Annotated in this window: 28 protein-coding genes and 1 tRNA gene; 18 read left to right on the forward strand and 11 right to left on the reverse strand. The window is 67.7% G+C overall.

Features of this window, described 5'->3' with window-relative positions:
* The first annotated feature begins 7 nt into the window (after positions 1-7).
* On the forward strand, positions 8-745 hold the full coding sequence (locus A7G45_RS22785) for a 16S rRNA (uracil(1498)-N(3))-methyltransferase (protein WP_260940412.1): 738 nt from the start codon (positions 8-10) through the stop codon (positions 743-745).
* On the opposite strand, the gene A7G45_RS22790 is transcribed toward A7G45_RS22785, so the two are convergent.
* Genes A7G45_RS22790 through A7G45_RS22815 form a run of 6 tightly spaced genes read right to left on the reverse strand, consistent with a single transcriptional unit; the run spans position 742 to position 5719 of the window.
* Positions 742-1272, reverse strand: coding sequence for a hypothetical protein (locus tag A7G45_RS22790; RefSeq protein WP_260940413.1), 531 nt, complete (start codon positions 1270-1272; stop codon positions 742-744). The two genes, A7G45_RS22785 and A7G45_RS22790, sit on opposite strands and share 4 nt — an antisense overlap.
* A gap of 5 nt (positions 1273-1277) precedes the next feature.
* Complete coding sequence (locus tag A7G45_RS22795; RefSeq protein WP_043394134.1) at positions 1278-1592, reverse strand: type VII secretion target; 315 nt, start codon at positions 1590-1592, stop codon at positions 1278-1280.
* An 18-nt stretch (positions 1593-1610) separates the two neighbouring features.
* Positions 1611-3152 carry an EspA/EspE family type VII secretion system effector gene (locus A7G45_RS22800; protein WP_260940414.1) on the reverse strand — a complete coding sequence of 514 codons (1542 nt, stop codon included), beginning with the start codon at positions 3150-3152 and terminating at the stop codon, positions 1611-1613.
* Between the two features lie 44 nt (positions 3153-3196).
* Positions 3197-3778, reverse strand: a complete 582-nt coding sequence (locus A7G45_RS22805) for a hypothetical protein (RefSeq protein ID WP_260940415.1) — start codon at positions 3776-3778, stop codon at positions 3197-3199.
* A gap of 3 nt (positions 3779-3781) precedes the next feature.
* A complete protein-coding gene (locus tag A7G45_RS22810; RefSeq protein WP_043394130.1) occupies positions 3782-4096 on the reverse strand; it encodes an ESX-1 secretion-associated protein in 315 nt (104 codons plus the stop codon).
* Positions 4097-4117: 21 nt separating this feature from the next.
* Positions 4118-5719, reverse strand: a complete 1602-nt coding sequence (locus A7G45_RS22815; protein WP_260940416.1) for an EspA/EspE family type VII secretion system effector — start codon at positions 5717-5719, stop codon at positions 4118-4120.
* 277 nt (positions 5720-5996) lie between these two features.
* On the opposite strand from A7G45_RS22815, the gene A7G45_RS22820 reads away from it, so the two are divergent.
* From A7G45_RS22820 to era, 5 genes are all read left to right on the forward strand, one after another.
* Positions 5997-6212 (forward strand): hypothetical protein, encoded by a 216-nt coding sequence (locus A7G45_RS22820; RefSeq protein WP_043394126.1) that lies wholly within the window; start codon positions 5997-5999, stop codon positions 6210-6212.
* Positions 6213-6362: 150 nt separating this feature from the next.
* A complete protein-coding gene (locus tag A7G45_RS22825) occupies positions 6363-7424 on the forward strand; it encodes a PhoH family protein (RefSeq protein ID WP_260940417.1) in 1062 nt (353 codons plus the stop codon).
* Positions 7425-7428: 4 nt separating this feature from the next.
* The gene (ybeY, locus tag A7G45_RS22830) at positions 7429-7965 is read left to right on the forward strand and encodes an rRNA maturation RNase YbeY (RefSeq protein WP_043394124.1); all 537 of its coding nucleotides are present in this window, start codon (positions 7429-7431) and stop codon (positions 7963-7965) included.
* Positions 7962-9311, forward strand: a complete 1350-nt coding sequence (locus A7G45_RS22835; RefSeq protein WP_260940418.1) for a hemolysin family protein — start codon at positions 7962-7964, stop codon at positions 9309-9311. The genes ybeY and A7G45_RS22835 overlap by 4 nt, the downstream gene beginning before the upstream one ends.
* Entirely contained in the window at positions 9301-10218 is a 918-nt protein-coding gene (gene era, locus A7G45_RS22840) for a GTPase Era (RefSeq protein ID WP_260940494.1), read from the forward strand. Before A7G45_RS22835 ends, era begins: the two co-directional genes overlap by 11 nt.
* On the opposite strand, the gene A7G45_RS22845 is transcribed toward era, so the two are convergent.
* Positions 10215-11648: an amidase gene (locus A7G45_RS22845; protein ID WP_260940419.1), complete on the reverse strand. Its 1434-nt coding sequence runs from the start codon at positions 11646-11648 to the stop codon at positions 10215-10217. The genes era and A7G45_RS22845 overlap by 4 nt on opposite strands.
* 79 nt (positions 11649-11727) lie before the next feature.
* On the opposite strand from A7G45_RS22845, the gene recO reads away from it, so the two are divergent.
* The 4 genes from recO to A7G45_RS22865 are packed head-to-tail and all read left to right on the forward strand — an operon-like array spanning position 11728 to position 14227.
* On the forward strand, positions 11728-12573 hold the full coding sequence (recO, locus tag A7G45_RS22850) for a DNA repair protein RecO (protein WP_043394116.1): 846 nt from the start codon (positions 11728-11730) through the stop codon (positions 12571-12573).
* On the forward strand, positions 12518-13402 hold the full coding sequence (locus A7G45_RS22855; protein ID WP_260940420.1) for a decaprenyl diphosphate synthase: 885 nt from the start codon (positions 12518-12520) through the stop codon (positions 13400-13402). The genes recO and A7G45_RS22855 overlap by 56 nt, the downstream gene beginning before the upstream one ends.
* Before the next feature lie 25 nt (positions 13403-13427).
* Positions 13428-13841, forward strand: a complete 414-nt coding sequence (locus tag A7G45_RS22860; protein WP_043394112.1) for a hypothetical protein — start codon at positions 13428-13430, stop codon at positions 13839-13841.
* A complete protein-coding gene (locus A7G45_RS22865) occupies positions 13838-14227 on the forward strand; it encodes an NUDIX hydrolase (RefSeq protein WP_260940421.1) in 390 nt (129 codons plus the stop codon). Before A7G45_RS22860 ends, A7G45_RS22865 begins: the two co-directional genes overlap by 4 nt.
* 15 nt (positions 14228-14242) lie before the next feature.
* Here A7G45_RS22865 and A7G45_RS22870 read toward each other — a convergent pair whose 3' ends face one another.
* Both A7G45_RS22870 and A7G45_RS22875 read right to left on the reverse strand, forming a co-directional pair.
* Positions 14243-14638 (reverse strand): Fur family transcriptional regulator, encoded by a 396-nt coding sequence (locus tag A7G45_RS22870; RefSeq protein WP_260940422.1) that lies wholly within the window; start codon positions 14636-14638, stop codon positions 14243-14245.
* On the reverse strand, positions 14635-14991 hold the full coding sequence (locus tag A7G45_RS22875) for an ArsR/SmtB family transcription factor (protein ID WP_133761213.1): 357 nt from the start codon (positions 14989-14991) through the stop codon (positions 14635-14637). Before A7G45_RS22875 ends, A7G45_RS22870 begins: the two co-directional genes overlap by 4 nt.
* 150 nt (positions 14992-15141) lie before the next feature.
* Here A7G45_RS22875 and A7G45_RS22880 point away from each other — a divergent pair, with 150 nt between their 5' ends.
* The 4 genes from A7G45_RS22880 to A7G45_RS22895 all read left to right on the forward strand — a co-directional run bounded on the left by A7G45_RS22880 (position 15142) and on the right by A7G45_RS22895 (position 18485).
* Positions 15142-16527 carry a glycine--tRNA ligase gene (locus A7G45_RS22880; protein ID WP_260940423.1) on the forward strand — a complete coding sequence of 462 codons (1386 nt, stop codon included), beginning with the start codon at positions 15142-15144 and terminating at the stop codon, positions 16525-16527.
* An 82-nt stretch (positions 16528-16609) separates the two neighbouring features.
* On the forward strand, positions 16610-17140 hold the full coding sequence (locus tag A7G45_RS22885; protein WP_260940424.1) for an EspA/EspE family type VII secretion system effector: 531 nt from the start codon (positions 16610-16612) through the stop codon (positions 17138-17140).
* A complete protein-coding gene (locus A7G45_RS22890) occupies positions 17137-17577 on the forward strand; it encodes a hypothetical protein (RefSeq protein WP_260940425.1) in 441 nt (146 codons plus the stop codon). The genes A7G45_RS22885 and A7G45_RS22890 overlap by 4 nt, the downstream gene beginning before the upstream one ends.
* A gap of 68 nt (positions 17578-17645) precedes the next feature.
* Positions 17646-18485 (forward strand): SDR family oxidoreductase, encoded by an 840-nt coding sequence (locus A7G45_RS22895; protein ID WP_260940426.1) that lies wholly within the window; start codon positions 17646-17648, stop codon positions 18483-18485.
* Here the strand turns inward: A7G45_RS22895 and A7G45_RS22900 are convergent.
* Positions 18482-20428, reverse strand: coding sequence for a TPM domain-containing protein (locus A7G45_RS22900; protein WP_260940427.1), 1947 nt, complete (start codon positions 20426-20428; stop codon positions 18482-18484). The genes A7G45_RS22895 and A7G45_RS22900 overlap by 4 nt on opposite strands.
* Positions 20429-20491: 63 nt before the next feature.
* Here A7G45_RS22900 and A7G45_RS22905 point away from each other — a divergent pair, with 63 nt between their 5' ends.
* From A7G45_RS22905 to A7G45_RS22915, 3 genes are all read left to right on the forward strand, one after another.
* Complete coding sequence (locus tag A7G45_RS22905; RefSeq protein ID WP_260940428.1) at positions 20492-21760, forward strand: deoxyguanosinetriphosphate triphosphohydrolase; 1269 nt, start codon at positions 20492-20494, stop codon at positions 21758-21760.
* Positions 21761-21834: 74 nt separating this feature from the next.
* The gene (gene dnaG, locus A7G45_RS22910; RefSeq protein WP_260940429.1) at positions 21835-23724 is read left to right on the forward strand and encodes a DNA primase; all 1890 of its coding nucleotides are present in this window, start codon (positions 21835-21837) and stop codon (positions 23722-23724) included.
* A gap of 78 nt (positions 23725-23802) precedes the next feature.
* On the forward strand, positions 23803-24084 hold the full coding sequence (locus A7G45_RS22915; protein ID WP_260940430.1) for a DUF7155 family protein: 282 nt from the start codon (positions 23803-23805) through the stop codon (positions 24082-24084).
* A gap of 38 nt (positions 24085-24122) precedes the next feature.
* Here the strand turns inward: A7G45_RS22915 and A7G45_RS22920 are convergent, their stop codons facing one another.
* Positions 24123-24365 carry a hypothetical protein gene (locus A7G45_RS22920; protein WP_071286920.1) on the reverse strand — a complete coding sequence of 81 codons (243 nt, stop codon included), beginning with the start codon at positions 24363-24365 and terminating at the stop codon, positions 24123-24125.
* Positions 24366-24523: 158 nt separating this feature from the next.
* Between A7G45_RS22920 and A7G45_RS22925 the strand changes: the two genes are divergently transcribed.
* Positions 24524-24596, forward strand: a tRNA-Asn gene (locus A7G45_RS22925).
* The last annotated feature ends 38 nt before the right edge of the window (positions 24597-24634 follow it).

The following is a 24634-nucleotide window of genomic DNA, read 5'->3' on the forward strand; positions in this document are numbered from 1 at the left end:
GCTGCTGGTGAGCCGGGCGCTGTTCTACGTCGACGCGGTACCGGAGGTCGGCGGGCTTGCCGTCGTCGACGGCGACGAGGGATTCCACGCGGCGACGGTGCGACGCATCCGTCCCGGCGAGGAACTCGACCTGTCCGACGGGGCAGGGACGTTGGCGCACTGCGTGATCGAGGACGCGGTGAAGGGCCGGCTGACGGCGCGGGTGCTGTCGGTCACCGAGATCCCGGCCGCGGCGCCGACGGTGACCGTGGTGCAGGCCCTGCCCAAATCAGAACGTTCCGAGCTGGCCATCGAATTGGCCACCGAGGCCGGCGCCGACGCTTTCGTGGCATGGCAGTCCGAGCGGTGCGTCGCGCGCTGGGACGGTGCGGCCAAGGCGGAGAAGGGTTTACGGCGCTGGGGCGCGGTCGCCCGGTCGGCGGCGCGGCAGTCGCGGCGGCCATACATACCGTCGGTCAGCGGCCCGGTATCGACCGCCGAGTTGGTCGCCTCGATCGGTACCGGCGTCACCGTGGTCCTGCACGAGTCGGCGGACGTTGCTCTGCGCGAAGTGATTTCGCCGTCCACCGCGGCTGTGACGCTGATCGTCGGACCGGAAGGCGGCATCACCGACGGCGAGGTGGCGGCGCTGGTTGCCGCCGGTGCGATCGCCGTTCGCCTGGGACCATCGGTGCTGCGGACGTCGACCGCGGCCGCGGTCGCGTTGGGCGCCTTGGGCGTGCTGACGCCGCGCTGGCAGGTCTAGTACTCGCCGCGCAGGTACCGGGCGCGTGCGTCGGCCTCGGCTGCCAGTGACTGTTCGGGCGTCGGCAGCTGCATCTGCTGATCGATGTAATCGCGGGCCGCGGCCCGATCCAGGCCCTGATAGGTGAGCATCTGTTCGACCAACAGGTGCTGCACCGCCCGGCCTTTCAGATTGGCCAGCCTGGCAGTGGCCAGAATCTGGTCCGCGAGTTGTGATTCCGGCATGCGGGCGACTTCGGGGGAGAGCGCGACGCGCTGGATACGCCCGCCGGTGCTGGCCTGCACCGTGACCGAACCGGCCGGATTGGAGACATTCACCCAGACCGGGACAGCGGGGACCGGGGTGGTGTCCGGCGCCGGCTGCTCGTATTGCGCCACCCGCGGCTGCTGGTCACCGTCGTCGCTGGGCAGCCAGCGGTCCTCGCGCGCCGGCTCGTCATACTGCGTTGGCACCCAAGCAGTTTCGGCCTGGTCTTCGCCGGGCCAGCCGGCGTCGTCCTCGTCGGGGTCATCCCAGTCACCGGGCATGTCGATCAGCGCGGCATCGGGGTGCGGTTGATGTTCTCGCCGCCTTGGGCGTCAGCCCGCTCATACTGCCCGGCAGCGGTCATCAGGTCTTCGGCGGTCTGCGTCACCATGCGCTGGAGGTTGGTGCATGCGGTGGTGCGTGCGGTCGTGGCAGTGGTCACGGCGGTGGCCGTCGCCGAGCAGATGGTGCCGTGCGTCGACGTCACCTTGGCGGCCGCGCCTGCGGTGGCGCTGCTTGCGGTGGGGTAGTGCGCGGCGGCTTCGCTCTGTTTGCCGGACAGCTCCCGCAGCTTGCCCGGGATGACTTTCAGGTTGGTCATGATGCAGTCCTCTCGGGTTTAGGTCTCGGTGGTGATGCGGGGCGGCGCAGCCAGATTGGCCGGATCCAGGCTGACGTGGACAGTGCCCTGGGCCTGCTCGGGCTGGACGTCGAACTCTACGCGGCGGACACCGTCGTCCACCGAGACGTGGATCGGCGCGCGTCCTGCGCCGCCGTCGGCTGCGGCAGCGCCCTCGGGCGCAGCGGCCGGGTCCGTCGACTCCTCGCCAGGCTTGTCCTCTTCGCCCTCTTTGTCCTTGCCGTCCTTGTCCTTTTCGTCGGCCGGGCCCTCTTCGCTCTCTTTGGTCTTGTCGTCCTTCTTCTCCTGAGCGGCCTGGATTGCCTGACCGATCAGTTGGCCCAGGGAGCCGAGCCCGCTGCCGGCTCCGCTACCGCCGCCCCCGGAGGGGGACCCGCCGCCTGAGGGCGAGCCACCCGAGGACGGCATGCCACCCGTCGGGGAACCGCCGCCGGACCCGCCGGATGCACCTGTGGTGCTGGGCATTTCGGGCATCTTGGGTGCGCTGGGTGACCCACCTCCGCCGCCGGAGCTGCCACCGCCGCCGGAGTTCCCGCCGCCACCGCCCTGGCTGCCACCCGTACCGGTGTTGCCGCTGGGCGTGGTTCCCGGAGGGTTACTCGGATCGGTCCCCTGGGGCGGGGTCTGCGGTTTACCCGGGTTCGGGGGCGTCGGCGCTTGTGCGGTGGTGGCGGTCGCCGCGGCCTGATAACCGTTTGCGGCCGCGGTCATTTCGGCTGCGTTGGTGGCGGCGTTGGCCGTCATCGTGCTCATGACCTGGCCGGCAGCGGCCATCGCGATATTCACCGCGGTGATCTGTTTGACCTGCCAGCCCACGATGTCGCCCATGTGCAGCGACATCACTGCGCCCGGGATGGCCAGGGACAGCATCGTCGAGATCGCGTTCAGCTGCTTGCGGGCCGTCGCGAGCTGTCCCGCTTCTCGGGCAAGGATTTTCGCGACGGCGCCGTCAGTCTGGGCGACAGCCTTGGTCTGCTGGACCTGGGTCTTGTTCTTGGCCGAGTAGGCGTCGGCGCCGCTGCCGGACCAACTGTCCCCCGGTACTGCACCGTCGAGCGTTGTCATCGCTAACTGCAATTCGTGAGCACCCGTGGTGAATGATTCGCCGCTTTCGGGTTTGCCGGTACCCAGCTGCTTGGACATCTTCTCGAGGTCCTGCAGGCCACGCGCAATGATCGGCGTCTCGAACGAGGCCATCTGGAACAACTTGCCGGCCATGTCGGCCGCGTCGGCGACCAGTCCGCCGACCGCCATGACACCGTCCATGATCGCGGTGTTGACGTCACCGAGGAGTCCGAGTTCGGCTCCGACGATGTCTTTGACCCCGTCGACCAGACCTTCGACCAGGTTCTCGCCGCCGTTGAGGACACTCTCGCCGACCTCACCGAGGGTGTGGGTGTAGGTCTGTACGCCCTCGGCGAAAGCGTGGCCGGCCTCATCGACGACGTGGTCGACGCCGCTCACGACGTTTGCCGCGCCGCGTCCGACGTCGGTCAGGAAGTCAGTGAGTCCACCGAACATCTAAGCCACCCAACCGTATTCGTCCATGGCCGCTGCATCGACGATCAATGCTCACCGCGGAGGTATGCCGCCTCGGCCTCGGCGACCGCGGCGTCGGCCTGTCGCGGCGTCGGCAGGTCGGGCGCGTTGGCCTCGATGATGGTCTCGACACGTTCCGCGTCCAGGCCCTCGGCCGCGAGGACGCCTTCCATGAGGGCGCGTTGCACCGCGCGGCCCTTCATGTTGGCGAGCTTCGCGGTCGCCAGGATGCTGCGGGCGAGCTCGGCCTCGGTCACGGAAGCGGCCTTCGGGGCCAGTTTGATCCGCTGGATCGATCCGGCGATGGACGCTTCGGCAGTGACGTTGCCCGCGGGATCGGACACCGCGAACACCACCACGCGCGGACCTTCGTCACCCTGATCTTCGTCGGCGTCCGCTACCGAGGGGACTGCTTGCTCCATCGCGGCCGTGTACGAGTCGGTCTCAGCTGCCGCGCCGGGTGCTTCGTCGTACGACGCCGCGAACAGATCCAGGCCCGAGTCGTCCGGGTCTGCGTCGTCACTGCTGTCGGTGGCGAAAAAGTCGAGCGAGTCCTCGGGTTCGGCGAGATGCTCGTCGTCGTGGTCGTCCCAAGAATGGTCTGACATCGATCAGATCTGCATCTGCTTGCCGAGGTTGGAGCCTTCCTGCGCATCCGTCTGGTCGTATTGCGATGCGGCCGTGGTCAGCTTCGAGGCCAGGTCGCGCGACTTGTTCATCATCTGCTCGCAGGCGGCCTTGCGTGCGTTGTTCGCGGCGCTCAGGGCTGATTGCGTCGACATGCACAGCGGCCCGTGGGTCGCGAGCACCTTGACCTCGACGTACGACGTGGTGTTGCCCGCTGCGCTGAACGTGGCGGCAGCGTCGTCTTGTTTGGTGGAGAGCTCTCGCAATTCTGAGGTCTCGACGCTGAGCTTGCTGCTCATGTGTTGCTCCTTTGCTAAGAACTAGATTTCGGTCGTGATGCGCGGTGGCGCAGTGGGATTCGCCGGGTCGAGGCTCACGTGGACAGGGCCTTTGGCGGTGTCGGGATCGACGGCCACCTCGACGTGATGGGTGCCGTCGTCGAACGACACCTGGATGGGCGCACGTCCCGCGGGGGAGTCGGTCCCGGCTGCGGCGCCCGGCGGATTCTCTTCCGCGGGTTGGGCATTGGGGTCGGCGGCCGGATCGTCCGGCTTGCCGTCTCCGTCTTTGTCCTCGCCGAGCGCGTTGGGATCCTGCGCGTTCGAATCCTGCTTGCCCTGCTGCGCAGCCTGAGCGGCCTGCGTCGCGGTTTGCGCGGCCTGTCCTGCGAGGCCGGCGAGAGTACCGAGGAGACCGCCGCCTCCGCTGCCGGAGCCGCCGCCCATCTGCGGCAGGGACGGCATACCGCCCATGCCGGCACCCGCGCCGGTGCCCGCACCCGATGCCGCTGGGGCCGTGGGCATTTCAGGCATCTTTGGCATGCTCGGCGTACCGCCGCCACCACCGGAGCCCGAACCACCACCGGAGCCCGAACCGCCGCCGGATCCATTGCCGCCGCCGCCGGAGCCCGTGCCCGTTCCGGTGCCTGTACCGGTCGGATTGCCGGAACTGGGTGGATTGCCCGTCGGCGGGCCGTACGGCGAATTCGTTCCCGGCGGATTTCCCGGCTGGTTCGGGTTGCCGGGCGCATTGGGATCGCTGTTGCCGAAATCTGGTCCGTCGCCCGGCTTTTTCGCCGGCGGCGGCATGGTGCTCAGCGGTGGGGCGTGCGACGCGCTCTGGTACATGCTCGTCGCCTGGCTCAGTTTCGATGCGTTGCTTGATGATTGAGCCATCATGTTGTTCATGACCAGGGCGGAGGCCGCTGCGGCGACGGCGACGGACGCGGCCTGTAGCGCCAGCGACTCGGGGGCGCCGATGACCGTCGCCTCCAGCGCCAGGCAGACGGGGATCATCGCGCCGAGGCCGGTAGCTATGTTGTCCATCTGCTCGCGGCCGGCGACCACCTGATCGGCTTCGGCGCTCAGGATTTCGACGACGAGATTATCGGCCTGCAGCAACTGTTCGGCGCTGCCGATCTGCTCGGCGTTCCGGTTGGAGTACGCAGACGAGCCGGTGCCGTGCCACGCGTTGGGATAGGCGCCGCTGAGTCCGTCGCCCGCGGCCTGGAAGAGCTCGGCGCCGTCGGAGAATGATTCGCCGACGTCGGGATCGCCGATGCCGAAGCCGAGTCCTGCGAGGTCCAACGCGAACAGTCCGCCCTCGATGATGGGGGTCGCCGCGGCCTCGGGCATCAGCATCTTGGCGACGTCGCCCGCGTCGCTGAGCAGCCCGACGACGCCCATCGGGTCGCCTTCCATCAGCTTCTTGACGTTGTCCGCGATGTCGGTGGCGGTGTCGAGGACATCGTTGGCCTTGTCGAGGATGTCGTTGATCTTCTCGCCGAGGCTCGGCTTGTCGCCGCCGTCGTGATCGTCGCCCCGTCGGTTGTGGCCGTTGTGGTCGTCGCCCCGCCGGTGGCTCGGCGACGGCGGATTATGCGATCCGCCGTGATTGCCACCGCCATGGCTACGCCGACTCATGCAGAAACCCTCCCCGATTCCTCATCGCACCAGCGGACCCTCGCCGGTGAATTCGAGCCTAACAGCGGCCCCAGCCCCTCCATTGCGCTAATTCGGAACTCCGCGGCGCGACGGGACGGGCCGGATCGTGTGGCCTGGGGCACAGCAATTCCTGCCAGGAAACAACAATTTCCTGCCAGCGGAATTAATCCCTTGACCTGCCTGTTTACATAAATGTCACAGCGGCACAGGCCGCAAGGCGACAAAGACGGACAGAAGACGTGAAGGGGAACTCACCATGAAGAATTTCGGAATTGCAGCAGTTATCGCCGGCGGATTGGTCGCCGGTGCCATGGGGTTCGCCGTTCCCGCCGTTGCAGCCACCGGCCCGGCACCGACAGGAGTGCAGGCAACGATGGTGCCGACGGGAGTTGATCACCTGAACTGGCTGGATGACGTCCACCAGGGCGCCAAGTCGCCCAAGGTCGACACCAACGTCCACCAGAGTCGGTAATCGGCGACCACAACTACTCAGGCCCCGCGGGCGGTACCGGAAAGGTACCGCCCGCGGTTGCGTGACCAGCCAACTCATTGGGCGTGCCATCGGCCCGGCGGTAGAATGTGCTTCTCAGCTCGACCCAAGAAAGCAGGCATCGAAAACCACGTGACGCCCCGCGATACGAACGCCGCCTCGTCGCGCTCCTCGGAGCTCGACCCGTCGGTTCGAAGCAGCATCACTGTTCCGCCTGATCTTGTGGTGGGCCTGCTCGGCTCAGCCGACGAGAATCTGCGTGCCCTGGAGAACCTGCTGGCGGCCGACATCCACGTCCGCGGCAATTCGCTGTCGATATCCGGCCGGCCCGCTGAAGTGGCGATGGCCGAGCGCGTCGTCAGTGAGCTGATCGCGATCGCCGCAGGCGGGCAGTCGCTGACCCCGGACGTCGTGCGCCGCAGCGTGGGCATGCTCGACGGTGCCGACACCGAGTCGCCCGCGCAGGTACTCACGCTGGACATCCTGTCGCGGCGCGGCAAGACGATTCGGCCCAAGACGCTCAACCAGAAGCGCTACGTCGACGCGATCGACGCTCACACCGTCGTCTTCGGCATCGGCCCCGCCGGTACCGGCAAGACCTATCTGGCAATGGCCAAGGCCGTCAGCGCTCTACAGACCAAGCAGGTCAGCCGGATCATCCTGACGCGGCCCGCCGTCGAAGCGGGGGAGCGCCTCGGCTTCCTGCCGGGCACCCTGAACGAGAAGATCGACCCGTATCTGCGGCCGCTGTACGACGCGCTGCACGACATGATGGACGCGGAGATGATCCCGAAGCTGATGGCAGCCGGGGTGATCGAGGTTGCGCCGCTGGCATATATGAGGGGGAGGACGTTGAATGACGCCTTCATCATCCTCGACGAGGCGCAGAACACCACCGCCGAACAGATGAAGATGTTCCTGACCCGCTTGGGTTTTGGGTCCAAGATCGTCGTGACCGGTGACGTCACTCAGGTCGATCTGCCGGGCGGATCGAGGTCGGGGCTGCGGACGGCCGTCGAGGTGCTCGACGGCATCGACGACATTCACATCGCCGAACTCACCAGTGCGGATGTGGTGCGGCACAAGCTGGTTGCGGAAATCGTCGACGCGTATGAAGCAGCGGAAGCCAAAGTGAGCGAGCACGGTCTGGCCAACCGTTCACACCGCCGATCCACCGGCCGGACGAGGCGGTGACGGAGTGACGGTCGAGGTTTCCAACGAGTCGGGGATCGACGTATCCGAAGACGAGCTGATCAGTGTGGCGCGGTTCGTCATCTCCAAGATGGACGTGAACCCGGCCGCTGAACTCTCGATGGTCCTGGTGGACCAGTCGGCTATGGCCGATCTGCACATGCGCTGGATGGACCTGCCCGGCCCCACCGATGTGATGAGCTTTCCGATGGACGAGCTCGAGCCCGGCGGTCGTCCGGATGCGCCCGAGCCGGGGCCCTCGATGCTCGGCGACATCGTGCTGTGTCCAGAGTTCGCCGCGAATCAGGCTGAGGCCGCCGGACATTCGCTGGGCCACGAGCTGGCGCTGCTGACCGTGCACGGCGTGCTGCACCTGCTGGGCTACGACCACGCCGAGCCCGACGAAGAAAAAGAGATGTTCGACCTGCAGCGCCAGCTGCTCGAAGAGTGGGTTGCCGACCAGGTGCACGCCTACCACCAGGATCGGCAGACCGAGAAAGACCGCAGGCTGCTCGACAAGTCGCGGTACTTCGACGAGCCGTGACCGGATTGACGCCGCTGATCGGCGCCATCGTGCTCGTCGTCATCGGCGGGCTGTTCGCGGCGATCGATGCCGCCATCAACACCGTCTCCATCGCGCGCGTCGATGAGCTGATCCGCGATGAGCGCCCCGGCGCGGTGCGGCTGGCGAAGATCATCCGGGACCGGCCGCAGTACGTCAATCTCGTTGTGCTGCTGCGGGTTATCTGCGAGGCGTCGGCCACCGTCCTGTTGGTGGACTACCTCGACGATCTGATGACGCGGGGTTGGGCGCTGGTATCCGCCGCGGCCATCATGGTGGTCGTCAGCTTCGTGGGTATCGGCGTCGGCCCGCGCACCGTGGGGCGGCAGAACGCCTATTCCATCTCACTGCTGTCGGCGCTTCCGCTGCAGTTCATTTCGGCGCTGCTGACCCCCATCAGCCGACTGCTGGTGCTCATCGGTAACGCCCTGACTCCGGGCCGGGGCTTCCGCAACGGACCCTTCGCGTCGGAAATCGAGCTGCTCGAGGTCGTCGATCTCGCGCAGCAGCGTGGCGTCGTGGCCGCCGAGGAACGGCGAATGATCAAGTCCGTCTTCGAACTTGGTGACACCCCCGCGCGCGAGGTCATGGTGCCCCGCACCGAGATGGTGTGGATCGAAAGCGACAAGTCGGCCGGCCAGGCAACCTCGCTGGCGGTGCGCAGCGGGCACTCCCGCATCCCGGTGATCGGGGAGAACGTCGACGACGTCGTCGGCGTCGTCTACCTCAAAGACCTGGTGGAGCGGACGTACAACTCCACCAACGGCGGTCGCGGGACCAAGGTCGCCGAAGTGATGCGTCCCGCGGTGTTCGTGCCGGACTCCAAGCCGCTCGATGAGCTGCTCAACGAGATGCAGCGCACCCGCAACCACATGGCGCTGCTGGTCGACGAATACGGCGCGATCGCCGGTCTGGTGTCCATCGAGGACGTGCTCGAGGAGATCGTCGGCGAGATCGCCGACGAGTACGACACCGATGAAGTGCTGCCGGTAGAGGAATTGGGCAACAACAAGTTTCGGGTGTCCGCCCGCCTCCCGTTGGAAGATCTGGCCGAACTGTACGGCTTCGAGGTCGATGACGACCTGGATGTGGACACCGTCGGTGGGTTGCTCGCGCATGAGCTGGGGCGCGTGCCACTGCCAGGGGTCAAGGTGCGGGTGTCCTTTCCGTTGCATCGCTCGCAGGACATCCGTTACCTCCAGTTGCGGGCCGAGGGCGGGCGCGACCATCGTGGCCGGGTCCGCGTCGGCACCGTGCTGGTGAAGCCGGTCGAGCCGAAACGGTCCGCCGCGCCCGATGCTGTTGAAGAAGGAGAACCTGATGAGTGACGAATTCCATTCCGGCTTCGTCTGTTTGGTCGGCCGGCCGAACACGGGCAAGTCGACGCTGACCAACGCGCTCGTCGGCACCAAGGTCGCGATCACGTCGAATCGGCCGCAGACCACCCGGCACACCATCCGCGGCATCGTGCACCGCGAGAACTTCCAGATCATCCTGGTGGACACGCCGGGCCTGCACCGGCCGCGCACGCTGCTCGGCCAGCGACTCAACGAACTGGTCAAGGACACCTACTCCGAGGTCGACATCATCTGCCTGTGCATCCCGGCAGACGAGGCCATCGGGCCCGGCGACCGCTGGATCTATCAGCAGATCCGCACTGTCGCACCGCGAACCACGTTGCTGGTGGTCGTCACCAAGACCGACAAGGTGCCGCGCGACAAGGTGGCAGCGCAGCTGATGGCGGTCAGCGAGCTCACCGAGGGCACCGCCGAGATCGTCCCGGTTTCCGCGGTGGCCGGAGAACAGGTCGACGTGCTGATCGACGTGCTGGCGAACAAGCTGCCGCCGGGTCCTGCCTTCTACCCGGACGGCGAACTCACCGACGAACCCGAAGAAGTGCTCATCGCCGAGCTCATCCGCGAGGCCGCGTTGGAAGGCGTCCGCGACGAGCTGCCGCACTCGCTGGCGGTGGTCATCGACGAGTTCACCGAGCGCGAAGGCCGCACCCCCGAGCAGGGCGAGATGTGCGACATCCACGCCATCATCTATGTCGAGCGCGACAGCCAGAAGGGCATCGTGATCGGCAAGGGCGGCTCGCGACTGCGTGAGGTCGGCACCGCGGCGCGCACCCAGATCGAGAAGCTGCTCGGCACGAAGGTGTATCTGAACCTGCGGGTGAAGATCGCCAAGAACTGGCAGCGCGACCCGAAACAGCTTGGCAAGCTCGGCTTCTAGCTGGCCCACCAATTGTCGGGTTGCTTGGTGGCCCAGCCGCTGATCGCTTCGAGGCTGGCGGCCAGGGAGATCAACAGCGGTTCGCTGCCCTCCGGACCCATCAGCTGCACGCCGATGGGCAGCCCGTCGGCGGTGAAGCCGGCCGGGATGTTGATCGACGGCCAACCGAGCGCATTCCAGGGCCAGCACACCGGGCAGGCCGCGATGATGGCGCGGTCGGTGGCCGTGCTGCCGAGCCGGTCGAAGGCGTCGATCAGCGGCGGTGGCAGCGCGGTGGTCGGTGCCAGCACCACGTCGAAGAGGTTGAAAATCCAGCCGATCCGGCGCTGAAGGGACTTTTCCCGCCGCCGTGCCTCCCGGAGCGCGTGCTCCGACAGCAGCCAACCGGTCCGGATGTTGCTGCGGGTGCGACGGTCCAGAGCGACCCCGGGTCCGACGCGGTCGCGCCATTCGGCAAGTCCGGAGGTGGAGCGGGCCAGGAAGTCCATGGACAGTTGCAGCCCGTATTCCGGGTCGTCCGGCCGGACCGTGTGTCCGAGTTCTTCCAGTTGTCCCGCAACGTTGTTCAGCGCGGCCCGGATCTCCGGATGCAGCCGGGCCGGGAACAGGGTGAACGGAAACTTGGTCGACAGCGCGACGCGCAGGGGACCCGGCGCCCGCCCGACGGCCTCGGCCGCCTCGATGGGCGGCGGCTTGTGCAGATCACCGTCGGCATTGCCGGAGACCGCATCGAGCAGCAGCGCGGCGTCGGCCACCGTGCGGGCCAGCACCCCGTTGACCGTGATGCCGTTGAAGGCCTCCGGCAGCGGCCAGGTGGAGATTCGTCCGCGCTGCGGCTTGATGCCGACCAGGTGGGTCCAGGCGGCGGGGATGCGGACGCTGCCCGCACCGTCGGATCCGATTGCGGCGGTGACCAATCCGGCCGCGACGGCCGCGGCGCTGCCGCCCGACGACCCACCCGGGGTGTGCCCGCGCGACCAGGGGTTGCGGGTGTGCCCGAAACCGGGGCCGCTGGTGAACGGCCATTGGCCCAGCTCGCAGGTGTTGGTCTTGCCGACGATCACGGCGCCGGCCGCCTTCAGCCGGCGCACCACTTCGGCGTCCGCGGTGGCCGGACGCACCGTGCCGTCGGTGCCGAACCGGGTGGGCACTCCCGCGACGTCGACGTCGTCCTTTATCGCGATGGGTACACCCAGGAGTGGAAGGTGTTGTCCGGCAGCGCGTTTTAGGTCTGCTTCGGCGGCGTCGGCCAGTGCCTGTTCGGTGAAGACCACCCGGAACGCGTTCAGCTCGAGCTGGCTGGCGGCGATGGCATCGAGCGACTGCTGCACGATCTGCTGGGACGTCACCGCGCCGCTCGCGAGCCGGTACAACTGCTGGGTCAGGGTCGGGAATCGGGGCGGAGTGGATGGTTTCGGAAGGCTGGCCATGGCGATTCCGAGAATAGATTGGGCACTCGCCCGGCGCTGCCTAACTGAAGTTGTCGGTCCGCGATGGGACAATCTCCCGATGCGGTTGTACCGGGATCGAGCGGTCGTGCTGCGCCAGCACAAGCTCGGCGAGGCCGACCGGATCGTGACGCTGCTCACCCGCGACCACGGGCTGGTCCGCGCGGTGGCCAAGGGCGTGCGCCGGACCCGCAGCAAGTTCGGCTCGCGGCTGGAGCCGTTCGCCCACATCGACGTGCAGCTGCATCCCGGCCGCAACCTCGACATCGTCACCCAGGTGGTGTCGATCGACGCGTTCGCCACCGACATCGTCAACGACTACGGTCGCTACACCTCCGGCTGCGCCATCCTGGAGACCGCGGAACGGCTGTCCGGTGAGGAACGCAACCCGATGCCGGCGCTGCAGCGGCTCACCGTCGGTGCGCTGCGGGCCGTCGCCGACGGCAGCAGGCCCCGTGAACTGGTGCTCGACGCCTATCTGCTGAGGGCCATGGGGATCGCCGGCTGGGCGCCGGCCATCACCGAATGCGCCCGCTGCGCCGCACCCGGTCCGCACCGGGCGTTCCACGTCGCGGCCGGCGGCAGCGTGTGTGTGCACTGCCGGCCGTCGGGATCGGTCACCCCACCTCAGGGTGTGCTGGATCTGATGGCCGCGCTGCACGACGGCGACTGGGAGTTTGCGCAGGACTCACCGGCGGGGCATCGCACCCAGGCCAGCGGCTTGGTGGCCGCGCACCTGCAGTGGCATCTGGAGCGTCAGCTGCGGACATTGCCTCTGGTCGAGCGCGTCTACCGCCCTGATACCGCACTCATTGAACAGCGAGTAACCCTCCTCAGGCAGGATATTGCCCATGGCACTCAACCGGGCGCGCAAGACCAGCTATCCGCAGCTGCCGCAGGCGCCTGACGACTATCCGATTTTCCCGGACGTCTCGACCTGGCCGGTGGTCTTTCCGGAGCTCCCACCGAGGTCCAATGGCCGCTTCGCCCGGCCGCCGCAACACCCGTCCAAGGCCGTGGCCCCGCAGATTCCCGCAGACCAGGTGCCCAACCACGTCGCCGTCGTGATGGACGGCAACGGCCGGTGGGCCACCCAGCGCGGGCTCGGGCGGACCGAAGGCCACAAGATGGGTGAGGCGGTGCTGATCGACATCACCTGCGGAGCCATCGAACTGGGCATCAAGCACCTGTCGGTGTACGCGTTCTCCACCGAGAACTGGAAGCGCAGCACCGAAGAGGTGCGCTTCCTGATGGGCTTCAACCGCGAGGTGGTGCGCCGTCGCCGGGAGAACCTCAACGCGATGGGCGTCAACATGCGCTGGGTCGGGTCCCGGCCGCGCATGTGGAGCAGCGTGATCAAGGAGTTCGACATCGCCGAGCAGATGACGGTCGGCAACGACGTCATCACCGTCAACTACTGCGTGAACTACGGCGGGCGCACCGAGATCGTCGAAGCCGCACGCGAACTCGCCGAGCAGGCGGCCGCGGGCAAGATCAACCCGAGCCGGATCACGGAGGCGTCGGTCGCCAAGCACCTGCACCGCCCCGACATTCCTGACGTCGACCTGTTCATCCGCACCTCGGGCGAGCAGCGCGCCAGCAACTTCATGCTGTGGCAGGCGGCGTACGCGGAGTACGTCTTCCAGGACAAGCTCTGGCCGGACTACGACCGTCGCGACCTGTGGGCCGCGTGCGAGGAATACGTCAGTCGCAACCGACGCTTCGGCAGAGCCTGATGATGAACCTGAGTGGGAGGGCCTGATGTCGAACTTGTTGCAGCGCTTGGCTTCTGTGTTGGCCGATACGGTCACCATCGTCGAGGAGAACGACGGCGCCCTGACCGTCGGGCACGACGGGACGGTGGCCTCACTGCGGGTGGTGAACATCAGCGAGGGCCTGGAACTGATCTCGCTGACCCAGCCGCTGGCGTGGGATATCAAGCTGGACAACAAGATTCGTGACCGGGTGTCCGATCACGCGGGACGCACCATGCTCGGCTCGGTGGTATTGGTCGAGCGGGCCGGCGACCCGCGGAGCAACGGTGCCAAGAAGGTCGGCGACGTCATGCTGCGCTACAACTTTCCGGCCGCTGGTCTCAGCGACGACGCGTTGTCCACGCTGGTCCTGCTGGTGTTGTCCACCGGTGTCGACGTGCGGGCCGACCTGGCGTCATGACCGTCATCCGGATCGTCGCCGCGGTGGTGGTCGACGAGCACGGGCGGCTGCTGCTGGTCCGTAAACGCGGGACGACGGCGTTCATGCAGCCCGGCGGCAAGTTCGAGCCGGGGGAGGCGCCGGTCGACGCGCTGGTCCGCGAGGTCCGTGAAGAGCTCGGGGTGGGGGTGACCGACGTGCGGGAGTTGGGTCACCACACCGCGATCGCGGCCAACGAGCCTGGGCACAGTGTCGCGGCTGACTTGTTCTTCGTGAAGCTCGACGGCGTACCGCAGGCTGCCGCCGAGATCGAGGAGATGGCCTGGATCGATCCGCACGATCCCGGCGACGTCGAGTTGGCGCCGCTGACCCGCGACATCGTGCTGGACTTCGTCCGGATCAGCTGACCGGCGCGCACCCGGTCAGGCCGGCGTGCACCGACCGCAAATGCCGAAGATCTCCAGGGTGTGGCTGACGTCGGAAAAGCCATGGGCCGCAGCAGTTTCGGTGGCCCAGGCCTCGACCTCGCTGCCGGCCACCTCGACCGTCGCACCGCATTGCCGGCACACCAGATGGTGATGGTGATGGGCCTGCGAGCAGCGTCGGTACAGCGCCTCACCGCTGTCGTTGCGCAGGCTGTCGACCTGTCCGGCCGCGGCCATCGACTGCAGGGTGCGGTAGACGGTCGTCAGACCGATGCCCTCGCCGCGGCGGCGCAGTTCGTCGTGCAGCTCCTGCGCGGAGCGGAACTCTTCGACGTTGGTGAGCAGCGCGGCGATCGCGGTGCGCTGTTTGGTGGACCGGGTGGGGGCGGTCACGGCCGGTCCTCCTCGACGTGGGCGATGGCGTCGACCACGATGTGCGCGAGGTGATGGTCGACCAGGCGGTACATCACCTCGCGGCCGGCGCGTTCGCCGGCGACGACCCCCGCCGACTTGAGGATGCGCAGGTGCTGGCTGACCAGCGGCTGCGCCACGCCCAGGGCGTCGACGAGTTCGTGCACGCAGCGCTGCGACTCCCGCAGTTGCATCACGATCGCGATGCGGATGGGGGCGGCCAGGGCGCGCAGCAGGTCGCCGGCGGCGTCGAGCGTCTCCCGCGGTGGGGACGACGGGAACGGCGCACCGCTGTGCTGGTGGTCGAGCTCGTCATGCGTGGTGGTGGGTGGCACCCGGTAACTCCCAAGCTATTGGAAATAGTTTTCATTTAGCTTTCCATGCGCGCATACGCATGTCAAAGGTGGGTGCGACATTCACCGGTGAGTGGGGCCTTTAGGCTGGACGGGTTGCATCCCAGCTGACTCGAGGAGTGCTCGAACATCGTGGCGTCCATCATCGACACCGTTGCCAACCTGGCCAAACGCCGTGGTCTGGTCTTCCAGTCCGGCGAAATCTACGGCGGCACAAAGTCTGCGTGGGATTACGGGCCATTGGGTGTCGAGCTCAAGGAGAACATCAAGCGCCAGTGGTGGAAGTCCGTCGTCACCTCCCGCGACGACGTCGTCGGCCTGGACAGCGCGATCATCCTGCCGCGCCAGGTGTGGGTGGCCTCGGGCCACGTCGCGGTGTTCAACGACCCGCTGGTCGAGTGCCTGAACTGCCACAAGCGGCACCGCCAGGACCACATGCAGGAGGCCTACGCCCTGAAGAAGGGCCTGGACGATCCTGACGCCGTCTCGATGGACGAGATCGTCTGCCCGGACTGTGGCACCAAGGGCCAGTGGACCGAGCCGCGTGACTTCAACATGATGCTCAAGACGTACCTCGGCCCCATCGAGTCCGAAGAAGGCATGCACTACCTGCGCCCGGAGACCGCGCAGGGCATCTTCGTGAACTTCGCCAACGTGGTGACCACCGCGCGCAAGAAGCCGCCGTTCGGCATCGGCCAGATCGGCAAGAGCTTCCGCAACGAGATCACGCCGGGCAACTTCATCTTCCGCACCCGTGAGTTCGAGCAGATGGAGATGGAGTTCTTCGTCGAGCCCTCGACCGCGCCGGAGTGGCACAAGTACTGGATCGAGACCCGCTTCCAGTGGTACACCGACCTGGGCATCAACCCGGACAACCTGCGGCTGTACGAACACCCGCTGGAGAAGCTGTCGCACTACAGCGCCGGCACCACCGACATCGAGTACAAGTTCGGCTTCGCCGGCAACCCGTGGGGTGAGCTCGAGGGCATCGCCAACCGCACCAACTTCGACCTGAGCACGCACGGCGAGCACTCGGGCGTCGACCTGTCGTTCTACGACCAGGGCACCGACACCCGCTTCGTGCCGTACGTCATCGAGCCCGCAGCCGGCCTGACCAGGTCGCTGATGGCGTTCCTGGTCGACTCGTACCACGAGGACGAGGCCCCCAACGCCAAGGGCGGCGTCGACAAGCGCACGGTGCTCAAGCTCGATCCGCGCCTCGCGCCGGTCAAGGCCGCGGTGCTGCCGCTGTCGCGCAACGCCGACCTGTCGCCGAAGGCCCGCGACCTGGCCGCCGAGCTGCGCAAGAACTGGAACGTCGAGTTCGACGACGCCGGCGCCATCGGCCGCCGCTACCGTCGCCAGGACGAGATAGGCACGCCGTACTGCATCACGGTCGACTTCGACACGCTCGAGGACCACGCCGTGACCATCCGCGAGCGTGACGCCATGACCCAGGAGCGCGTCGCCATCGACGCCGTCAGCGACTACCTCGCGGTGCGCCTCAAGGGCTGCTGACGGAGAAATTGCCGCCGGGGACCTGCCGCGGGCTCGAATAGGCTTGTGAGCCAAGGGCCAAGGGACGCTGGAGGGGGCGACAGTGACGGTTCTCGGCGCATTTCTTTCGACTTGGGGCGACGCGCGCGCGACGTTCGGGTCTGACACGCCGGTTGGCGGCTCCGAGTTCGACAGGAGTGCGCAGTTCCACGAACTGCGCAGCACGGTCTTGTCAGTGGCGCCCGGTGGAGAGTGGACGGGCGCCGCGGCCGAGGCGTACGACGGCCGCAATCGGGAGCATGCCGGGACCATCGGCAGGCTGGCCGCACTCGACCGGCGCCTCGGTGCCGAGGTCGATCGGTCCGCGGCCGTGGTGACGGCAGGTCGTCGCGATCTCGATTCCGTCAAACAATGGGTGATCGACGCCGCGGCCAGCGTCCCGTCCACCGCGGCGGGTGACCGTGCGCTGCTTCCCGTGGTGGCCAAGGGGACGGCTGAGATCACCGCAATCATCAGTCGGTCGAACACGGATCTGGACGCCATCGCGGCGCGCATCCGCGAGATCGGCACGGCCTACGACGACGTCGCCGGGCGCGGCGGCGAGGCCGATGATCCGAACGACAAACACCCATGACCCGATACCTGCGGGCGTTGACCGCAGTCCTGCTGCTGTGTGCGCTGTCCGCATGCTCGACCGAGAACCGAGAGCAGAAGGTGCCGGTTCCCGCTGAGCTGGCCGCGGCATTCGGCGATGTGACGTTGCCGCAGGGCGCAGCGGTCCTCGCCACTGTCAACGATTCGGGCCGCGACACCCGCTATCGCGTGGCGCTGCGGATGACCGACAGCCAACTTCACGACTTTCTGGGCCAGTTCCCGGCGGCGCCGCGACCGTCCCAGATTCCCAAGACGATGACGGCGCTCGCGGGGCCGTCGCTGGCGAGTGCTCCCACGCCGCTTTTCCTGCAGGACAAGGTCACCACCAAGGATCACGGGCTGGTCAACCGCGAGGTCGTCGTCGACCAACGCGGGCCCGACGAGGTGTACGTCCACCTGTCGCTGTACACGACCTGAGCCATTCTGCTGAGCGGTTTGTGAGCACCGGTCCGCGTCCCGTTGGGCTTCCGGTATAGCGTGCCGGTATGACTCGGGTTTCGGTGATCACCGGCGGTGCCGGCGGCATGGGTACAGCGACGGCCAAGGTGGTCGGGCGGGATCACGCGGTGGTGCTCGCCGACGTCCGTCAGGATCGCCTCGACAAGGCCGCCGCCGAGTTGGCCGACCTCGGCATCGCCGCGACCATCGTCAACGCCGATGTCACCGACCGGGCCGCGGTGGACCAGTTGTTCGTTACCGCAACAGGTCTCGGCCTCATCGCATCGGTGATCCACGCTGCCGGCGTGAGCCCCAGCATGGGGGCGGCGGACTATGTGACGCGCACCAACGCCGTCGGCACTGTCAACGTCAACGAGGTCTTCTACCGGGTCGCGAAAGAGGGCGCGGCGATCGTCAACGTGGCGTCGATGGCGGCACACCTGTTGCCCGACGAGATCATCCCGACCACGAAATTCCCGCTGGCACTCACCGACGAGGACGCGTTCCTGGCCGAGATGGCGGCGGCCTGCGCGTTCGCGCCCGAGGAACTGCGTTCGGGCATGGCCTACGGGGTGAGCAAGAACTTCGTCAAGTGGTACAGCAGCTCGCAGGCCGAGCGCTTCAACGCCAAGGGGTTGCGCATCGTCTCGGTGTCGCCGGGTTCGGTCGACACCGAGATGGGGCTGCTCGAGGCGGACGCCGGTGCGGGCGCGATGCTGACGAACGCCGCGGTCCCGCGCTGGGGCAAAGCCGAAGAGATGGCGGCGCTGTTCGCGTTCTGCGCCAGCGACCAGGCCGGTTACCTCACCGGCACCGACATCCTCAACGACGGCGGCGTGGTCGCCTCGATCCGCGAGCGTGCGCGCCTCGCCGCCCCGCAGGGCTAGAACCGGCCGCCACCGCCGGAGAAGCCGCCCCCGGAGCCGCCGAAAGTCGTTGAGCTCCAACCACCGCCACTGCTGCCACCGCTGCTGCCGCCGCGAATCATGCCGGACAGGATGCCGCCGATGATGATGCCGCCCAGGTCCGCGCCGGTGCTCGTGCCGGTGTAGGACTGCCGCGCGGCGGCGACATCGTTCGCGGCCAGCTGCTGGGCTTGCTTGAGCAGATCAGCTGCGGAGTTGGCCTGCTCGATGCCGGCGGGCAGGTCGGTGCGCGACGTCTGTTGGGCGGATTCGATTCGGCGCTGCGCCTCGGCCAGCCGGGTGCGAGCTTCGGGGCCGACGCTCCCGCGGTGCGTGTCGATGAAATCCGACACTCCGCGCACCTGGGAGGTCGCGGCCTGCAGGGCCTGATCGAACGACTGCTGTAGCCGTTGCCGGGCGGCGGCCTCGTCGGCGATGATCGCCAGCAGCTTGTCCAACTGGGCGTCGGCGGCGGTCAATTGGGTGAACGCGCCGAACGGATCGGCCGCGCCCGACGCCTGCGCGTTCGAAACCGCTTGCACCGCAGCGGTACGCGCTGCCGTCAGTTCCGTGTAGCGCGCTCCGGGTGGGACCGCCTCCGCGGCGGCGATCCCGTGCTGGATGTCGGTGATCGCGGCGGGCAGGGCGCTGATTGCGTGCGTGATGTCGTCCGCGGCGCTGTCGATCGCATCCAGCATGCGCTGCGTCTGGCCCAGCGCCGACTCCGCGCCGTGGATCGCGTTGACCAGGGCGGCCTGGCTGTCGCCGGCCTTGCTGACCAGCCCGCGCGCGGCGGTGATGTTCTGGTCCGCGAACGCCAGGCGCTGTTTGGCGCCGTCCACGTTGCCGGCGACCGACGCCAGCGCCGATGGGGTGAACTTGCTGTGCAACCCGGTCAGGGTCTGCTGGGCCGGCTCGACGCGCGCCGTCAGGACGACCATCTGCTGGGTCAGTGCGTCCAACCGGGTCGGTGCGTTGATGACCAGATCGCGCATCTGATGGAAGGCGGCGCGCTGGTTCTCCAGTTCCTTGTCGGCGCGGGCGGCCGCGACGACCACCTGGGTCAGCAGGTCGCGCTGCTGCTGCGGGGTTTCGGGCACGTCGTCGTCGAGGATCTGGCGCACGCTGAACGCCTGTGCCATGGCGGTTTTCGCGTTCTGCACCGCGGTGGTAAATGGCGCGGTGTCGCGCTCGCCGAACTCGCCGACGGCCAGGGACAGCTCGTTGTCACTGGTGCGCACCGCGTTGTCGACCTCGACGAGGATCGACTTGGACAGGTCCTCCAAGGTCTCGAGCGACATCTTCGCGAGGGCAGCGGCGTCGGTGGCATCGACCTGCTGCGCGGCGTTCAGATCGGCTTGCCGACGCTGCCGGCGACGACGCCGGACCCACCAGATGAGTCCGCCCAGCGCGACGCCGATCACCGCCAGCGCAACCACCAACCCGACCCAGTTGAACGGTGCACCCGGCGCCCGAAGCCCGTCGGCGGCAGCGACGGCCGCGCCCGCCCAGTCGCCGTCGTGCAGCTTGGCTTCGACGACATCCCGGCGCAGGCGGTCGACGTCGACGTCACCCGTCGCGGCCTCCGGGACCAGGAGCGCATAGGCGCGGTCCTTGATCGCGACGGCAAAGATGGCGTCGTGGTCGCCCAGAAAGCTTTGGCGCCAGCTGTTTTCCGCCCACTCGCGGGGATTCGCCCCGGCGAAGGTGTCGACGTAGACCACCCACAGCCGCGTGCCGCGCTTGTCGTACAGCCGCTGCACCGCGCCCGAGACCTCGGTGCGCTGCTGCGAGTTCAGCACGCCGGCCTCATCGGTGACGTAGTCCGGCAGCCGCATCGGCGGCTCGGCGGTGGTGGTCGGGGCCAGCAGCGTCCCCACGATCAGGACCGAGATCATCAGCCAGAGCAGTCGCACAATGCGCATGCCGCCCAATGTAGTGACAGGGTATGTGGTAATTCGGCGCACCCGGGCTGGCAGACTTCGGCTGTGGGCATCGCAGGTGAGGGATACAGCGACTTCGACCGGCAGCGGCTGGTCGAGGAAGGCGTCAAGAGCGCCACGCTGCCCGGCACCGATGCCGGACACCGCACGGATTTCTCGCGTGACCGGGCGCGGGTGCTGCACAGCGCCGCGCTGCGCCGACTGGCCGACAAGACCCAGGTGGTCGGGCCCCGGCAGGGGGAGACGCCACGGACCCGGCTCACCCATTCGCTCGAAGTGGCCCAGATCGGGCGCCACATGGCGGTGGGCCTGGGCTGCGACCCCGACCTGGTCGACCTCGCTGGGCTGGCCCATGACATCGGCCATCCGCCCTACGGCCACAACGGCGAACGCGCGCTCGACGAGATCGCCAAACCGTTCGGCGGGTTCGAGGGCAACGCCCAGAATTTCCGGATCCTGACCCGGCTCGAACCGAAAGCGCTTGACAGCGAAGGACGTTCGGCCGGGCTGAACCTGACCCGGGCCGCGCTGGACGCCGTGATCAAGTACCCGTGGTTCCGCGAGGACCGCGTCAAGTTCGGTTTCTACGACGACGACGCGGCCGCCGCCGCCTGGGTGCGTGAGGGCGCGCCCGCCGAGCGGCTGTGCCTGGAAGCGCAGGTCATGGACTGGGCCGACGATGTCGCGTACTCCGTGCACGATGTCGAGGACGGCATCATCTCCGGCCGTATCGACCTGCGCGTCCTCGCCGACGCGGACGCGGCCGACACCCTGGCCCGACTGGGCGCGCGGTCTCATCCGACGGTGACGCACGACGACATGCTGGCGGCCGCCGCGCGGTTGTCGGAGCTGCCGGTGGTCACCGCCGTCGGCAAGTACGACGGTTCTGTCGCGACGTCGGTGGCGCTCAAGCGGCTCACCAGTGAACTGGTCGGCCGGTTCGCCAACGCCGCGGTCACCGAGACCAAGTTGCAGGCGGGGCGCGCGACGATGCGCCGTTTCGATGCCGAGCTCGCGGTGCCGGCCCTGGTCCGTGCCGAGGTGGCGGTGCTCAAGATGCTGGCCCTGCAGTTCATCATGTCCGATCACCAGCACCTGCAGATTCAGGCCGATCAGCGCACCATGGTCGGCGAGGTGGCGCTGTCGCTGTGGGGCCAGGCCCCGGCGAGCCTCGACCCGCAGTTCGCCGCCGAGTTCGCTCTCGCGGACGACGACGGTGCCCGGTTGCGGGTGGTCGTCGACCAGATCGCGTCGTACACCGAGACCCGGCTCGAACGCGTCCACGAAGCCCGGTCGCCGCGGCCCCTGGACTAGGGCTGTCCAAGTCCGTCACCGTAGCGAGGCGAAACCCGGTCAACCTCCGGAAAAGCGCCGCCTACACTGGGCGCGTGGCCGGCCGGATTCCTGATCGCGATATCGCGGCCATTCGTGAACGCACCCGCATCGAGGACGTCGTCGGCGAGCATGTGCAGCTGCGGCGCGCGGGGGCCGACTCGATGAAGGGTCTGTGCCCGTTCCACGACGAGAAGTCACCGTCGTTCCACGTGCGGCCCAACCACGGCCAGTTCCATTGCTTCGGTTGCGGTGAGGGCGGCGACGTCTACGCGTTCGTGCAGAAGGTCGAGCACGTCACCTTTGTCGAGGCCGTCGAACTGCTTGCGGACCGGCTGAACTACCCCATCAGCTACGAGGGGTCATCGACCACCAATGTGCAGCGGGACAAGGGCAGCCGCAGCCGTCTGCTCGCCGCCAACACCGCCGCGCAGGAGTTCTACGCCGAGGCGCTGCAGTCGGCCGAAGCCGCCGCCGCCCGCCAGTACCTGATCGAGCGGAACTTCGACGCCGACGCGGCCAAGCGTTTCGGCTGCGGTTTCGCACCGTCGGGCTGGGACACCCTGACAAAACATTTGCTGCGCAAGGGATTCACCTTCAAAGAGCTGGAGGCCGCCGGGCTGTCTCGGGAAGGTCGCCGCGGCCCGATGGACCGGTTCCACCGCCGGCTGCTGTGGCCCATCCGGGGCGCGACGAGTGAGGTGATCGGGTTCGGTGCCCGCCGCCTGTTCGACGACGACCAGATGGAAGCCAAGTACGTCAACACGCCGGAAACGGTGCTGTACAAGAAATCCAACGTGCTGTTCGGGCTCGACCTGGCCAAGCGTGACATCGCCAAGGGACACCAGGCCGTCGTCGTCGAGGGCTACACCGACGTCATGGCCATGCACCTGGCCGGGGTGACGACCGCGGTCGCGTCCTGCGGTACCGCCTTCGGCGACGAGCACCTGTCGATGCTGCGGCGACTGATGATGGACGACAACTTCTTTCGCGGCGAGCTGATCTACGTGTTCGACGGTGACGCCGCCGGCCGCGCCGCGGCCGTGAAAGCCTTTGAGGGCGAACAGAATCTGACCGGACAGTCGTTCGTCGCGGTGGCCTCCGACGGCATGGACCCCTGCGATCTGCGGCTCAAGTCCGGCGACAGTGCCCTGCGGGATCTGGTGGCGCGCCGAACGCCGTTGTTCGAGTTCGTGATTCGCACCGCGCTCGAAGAGCACGACCTGGACAGCGCCGAGGGCCGGGTGGCGGCGCTGCGCCGCTGTGTGCCGCTGGCCGCCCGCATCAAAGACCCCACCCTGCGTGACGAGTACGCCCGTCAGTTGGCCGGCTGGGTCGGTTGGGACGATGTGGCGCAGGTGATTTCGCGAGTCCGCGAGTCCGCCAAGGCGGGTCCCGCGACGTCGAAGCGCGACGCCCGTCGCCCGTCGGCACCGGCAGCCCCGGTCCCGGCCGTGGGGCGTCCGAACCCCAAAGACCCGACGTTGTGGCCACAGCGTGAAGCACTCAAGTCGGCGCTGCAGCACCCGGCGCTGGCCGGCCCGGTATTCGACGGACTGCCGGTCGACAGCTTCACCCATCCCGCTTATGCCGCGGTCCGGCAGGCGATCACCGCCGCAGGCGGCACGGCGTCCGGTCTGGGCGGCGCGGAGTGGATCGAGGCGATCCGGGCGGCCGACCCGGCGGCGGCGAGCCTGATCAACGAACTGTCGGTCGAGGCGTTCCAGGTCGAAGAGGACAGGCTGCCGCGGTACATCGCGAGCGTGCTGGCCCGGTTGCAGGAAGTCTGGGTCGGCCGCGAGATTGCCGAGTTGAAGTCGAAACTGCAGCGCATGTCGCCGGTGGAGCAGAGCACCGAGTACCACGCATTGTTCGGCGACCTCGTCGCCATGGAGCAGTACCGACGCAGCCTACTGCAGCAGGCCAGCGGCGACGACGTCAGCTGACGCTTTAGCTGGTGTAACGCGCAGAACCACCGTGCGCGATATGGTGGGGCAGAACCGACCAAAGGGGAGAGGCCCACCATGACCATCGGAGCAACCCGGCTTTTCGCCGCAGCAGCGCTCGTGGCCACCGCAGTGGCAGCCCCGGTCATCGTCGCGCTGAGCAGCGCTCCGGCGTCACAGTCGACGGCTGACGGCGGCTGCCTCGCCTGGTTCGGCAACAAAGAAGACGGCAACTGCATGGGCCGGTCCAACGGTCAGCCCGTGAACGTGGGCACGCCGTGGGGCGTCTGGGGTCCCAACGGCGGTGTCAGCAGCGGTCCGCTGCTGCCCGGCCAGACCTGGCACCAGCCGCTCGGCTGACGGTTCTCGAACCGATAACCGCACGACGACCAGTCGGGTCAGTCGTGAATCGACTCCGGATGCAGCACCGTGGTCTGAGTGTCGATCGCCGTCAATCGCACCATGTTCGGGTCCGGTGACACCTTGTCGGCCAGCTTGCGCCGGCCGGCATCCAGCATCGCCTTGGTCTTCGGGCTCTCGGTGATGGCGCGATAGGTGCCGGCGATCTGCTCGTAACGGCGACGGCCTGCCTTGGCTCCCAGAACATAGCCAACGGCCATGACGGCGACGGCTCGGATCACTGGACCCCTCCCTGATGACGGTGCTTGGCTCCATCCTGCCTCACGATCGCCGATGCGTCTGGCCCGACCGGCGGCTACCAGCCGATTCAAAGATCCGCGCAGTCATGCGCTAGAGTCATGCCTCGGTTCAGGGACACGCGCCCGGGGCCTGAGCACAATCCCCTGTAGCTCAATTGGCAGAGCTCCCGACTGTTAATCGGGCGGTTATTGGTTCGAGTCCAATCGGGGGAGCAAGCATGACCAGCACGAAAGTGCTGGTCATTTTGCTT

It is taken from the genome of Mycolicibacterium llatzerense (genome assembly GCF_025331195.1).
GTDB lineage: Bacteria > Actinomycetota > Actinomycetes > Mycobacteriales > Mycobacteriaceae > Mycobacterium > Mycobacterium llatzerense.

What these genes read in the sequence shown, in the direction of transcription:
- A7G45_RS22790 (WP_260940413.1), bottom strand. Translation starts at nt 1,272, where the DNA reads ATGCCCGGTGACTGGGATGACCCCGACGAGGACGACGCCGGCTGGCCC.
- A7G45_RS22795 (WP_043394134.1), bottom strand. Translation starts at nt 1,592, where the DNA reads ATGACCAACCTGAAAGTCATCCCGGGCAAGCTGCGGGAGCTGTCCGGC.
- A7G45_RS22800 (WP_260940414.1), bottom strand. Translation starts at nt 3,152, where the DNA reads ATGTTCGGTGGACTCACTGACTTCCTGACCGACGTCGGACGCGGCGCG.
- A7G45_RS22805 (WP_260940415.1), bottom strand. Translation starts at nt 3,778, where the DNA reads ATGTCAGACCATTCTTGGGACGACCACGACGACGAGCATCTCGCCGAA.
- A7G45_RS22810 (WP_043394130.1), bottom strand. Translation starts at nt 4,096, where the DNA reads ATGAGCAGCAAGCTCAGCGTCGAGACCTCAGAATTGCGAGAGCTCTCC.
- A7G45_RS22815 (WP_260940416.1), bottom strand. Translation starts at nt 5,719, where the DNA reads ATGAGTCGGCGTAGCCATGGCGGTGGCAATCACGGCGGATCGCATAAT.
- A7G45_RS22820 (WP_043394126.1), top strand. Translation starts at nt 5,997, where the DNA reads ATGAAGAATTTCGGAATTGCAGCAGTTATCGCCGGCGGATTGGTCGCC.
- A7G45_RS22845 (WP_260940419.1), bottom strand. Translation starts at nt 11,648, where the DNA reads ATGGCCAGCCTTCCGAAACCATCCACTCCGCCCCGATTCCCGACCCTG.
- recO (WP_043394116.1), top strand. Translation starts at nt 11,728, where the DNA reads ATGCGGTTGTACCGGGATCGAGCGGTCGTGCTGCGCCAGCACAAGCTC.
- A7G45_RS22855 (WP_260940420.1), top strand. Translation starts at nt 12,518, where the DNA reads ATGGCACTCAACCGGGCGCGCAAGACCAGCTATCCGCAGCTGCCGCAG.
- A7G45_RS22860 (WP_043394112.1), top strand. Translation starts at nt 13,428, where the DNA reads ATGTCGAACTTGTTGCAGCGCTTGGCTTCTGTGTTGGCCGATACGGTC.
- A7G45_RS22865 (WP_260940421.1), top strand. Translation starts at nt 13,838, where the DNA reads ATGACCGTCATCCGGATCGTCGCCGCGGTGGTGGTCGACGAGCACGGG.
- A7G45_RS22890 (WP_260940425.1), top strand. Translation starts at nt 17,137, where the DNA reads ATGACCCGATACCTGCGGGCGTTGACCGCAGTCCTGCTGCTGTGTGCG.
- A7G45_RS22895 (WP_260940426.1), top strand. Translation starts at nt 17,646, where the DNA reads ATGACTCGGGTTTCGGTGATCACCGGCGGTGCCGGCGGCATGGGTACA.
- A7G45_RS22900 (WP_260940427.1), bottom strand. Translation starts at nt 20,428, where the DNA reads ATGCGCATTGTGCGACTGCTCTGGCTGATGATCTCGGTCCTGATCGTG.
- A7G45_RS22915 (WP_260940430.1), top strand. Translation starts at nt 23,803, where the DNA reads ATGACCATCGGAGCAACCCGGCTTTTCGCCGCAGCAGCGCTCGTGGCC.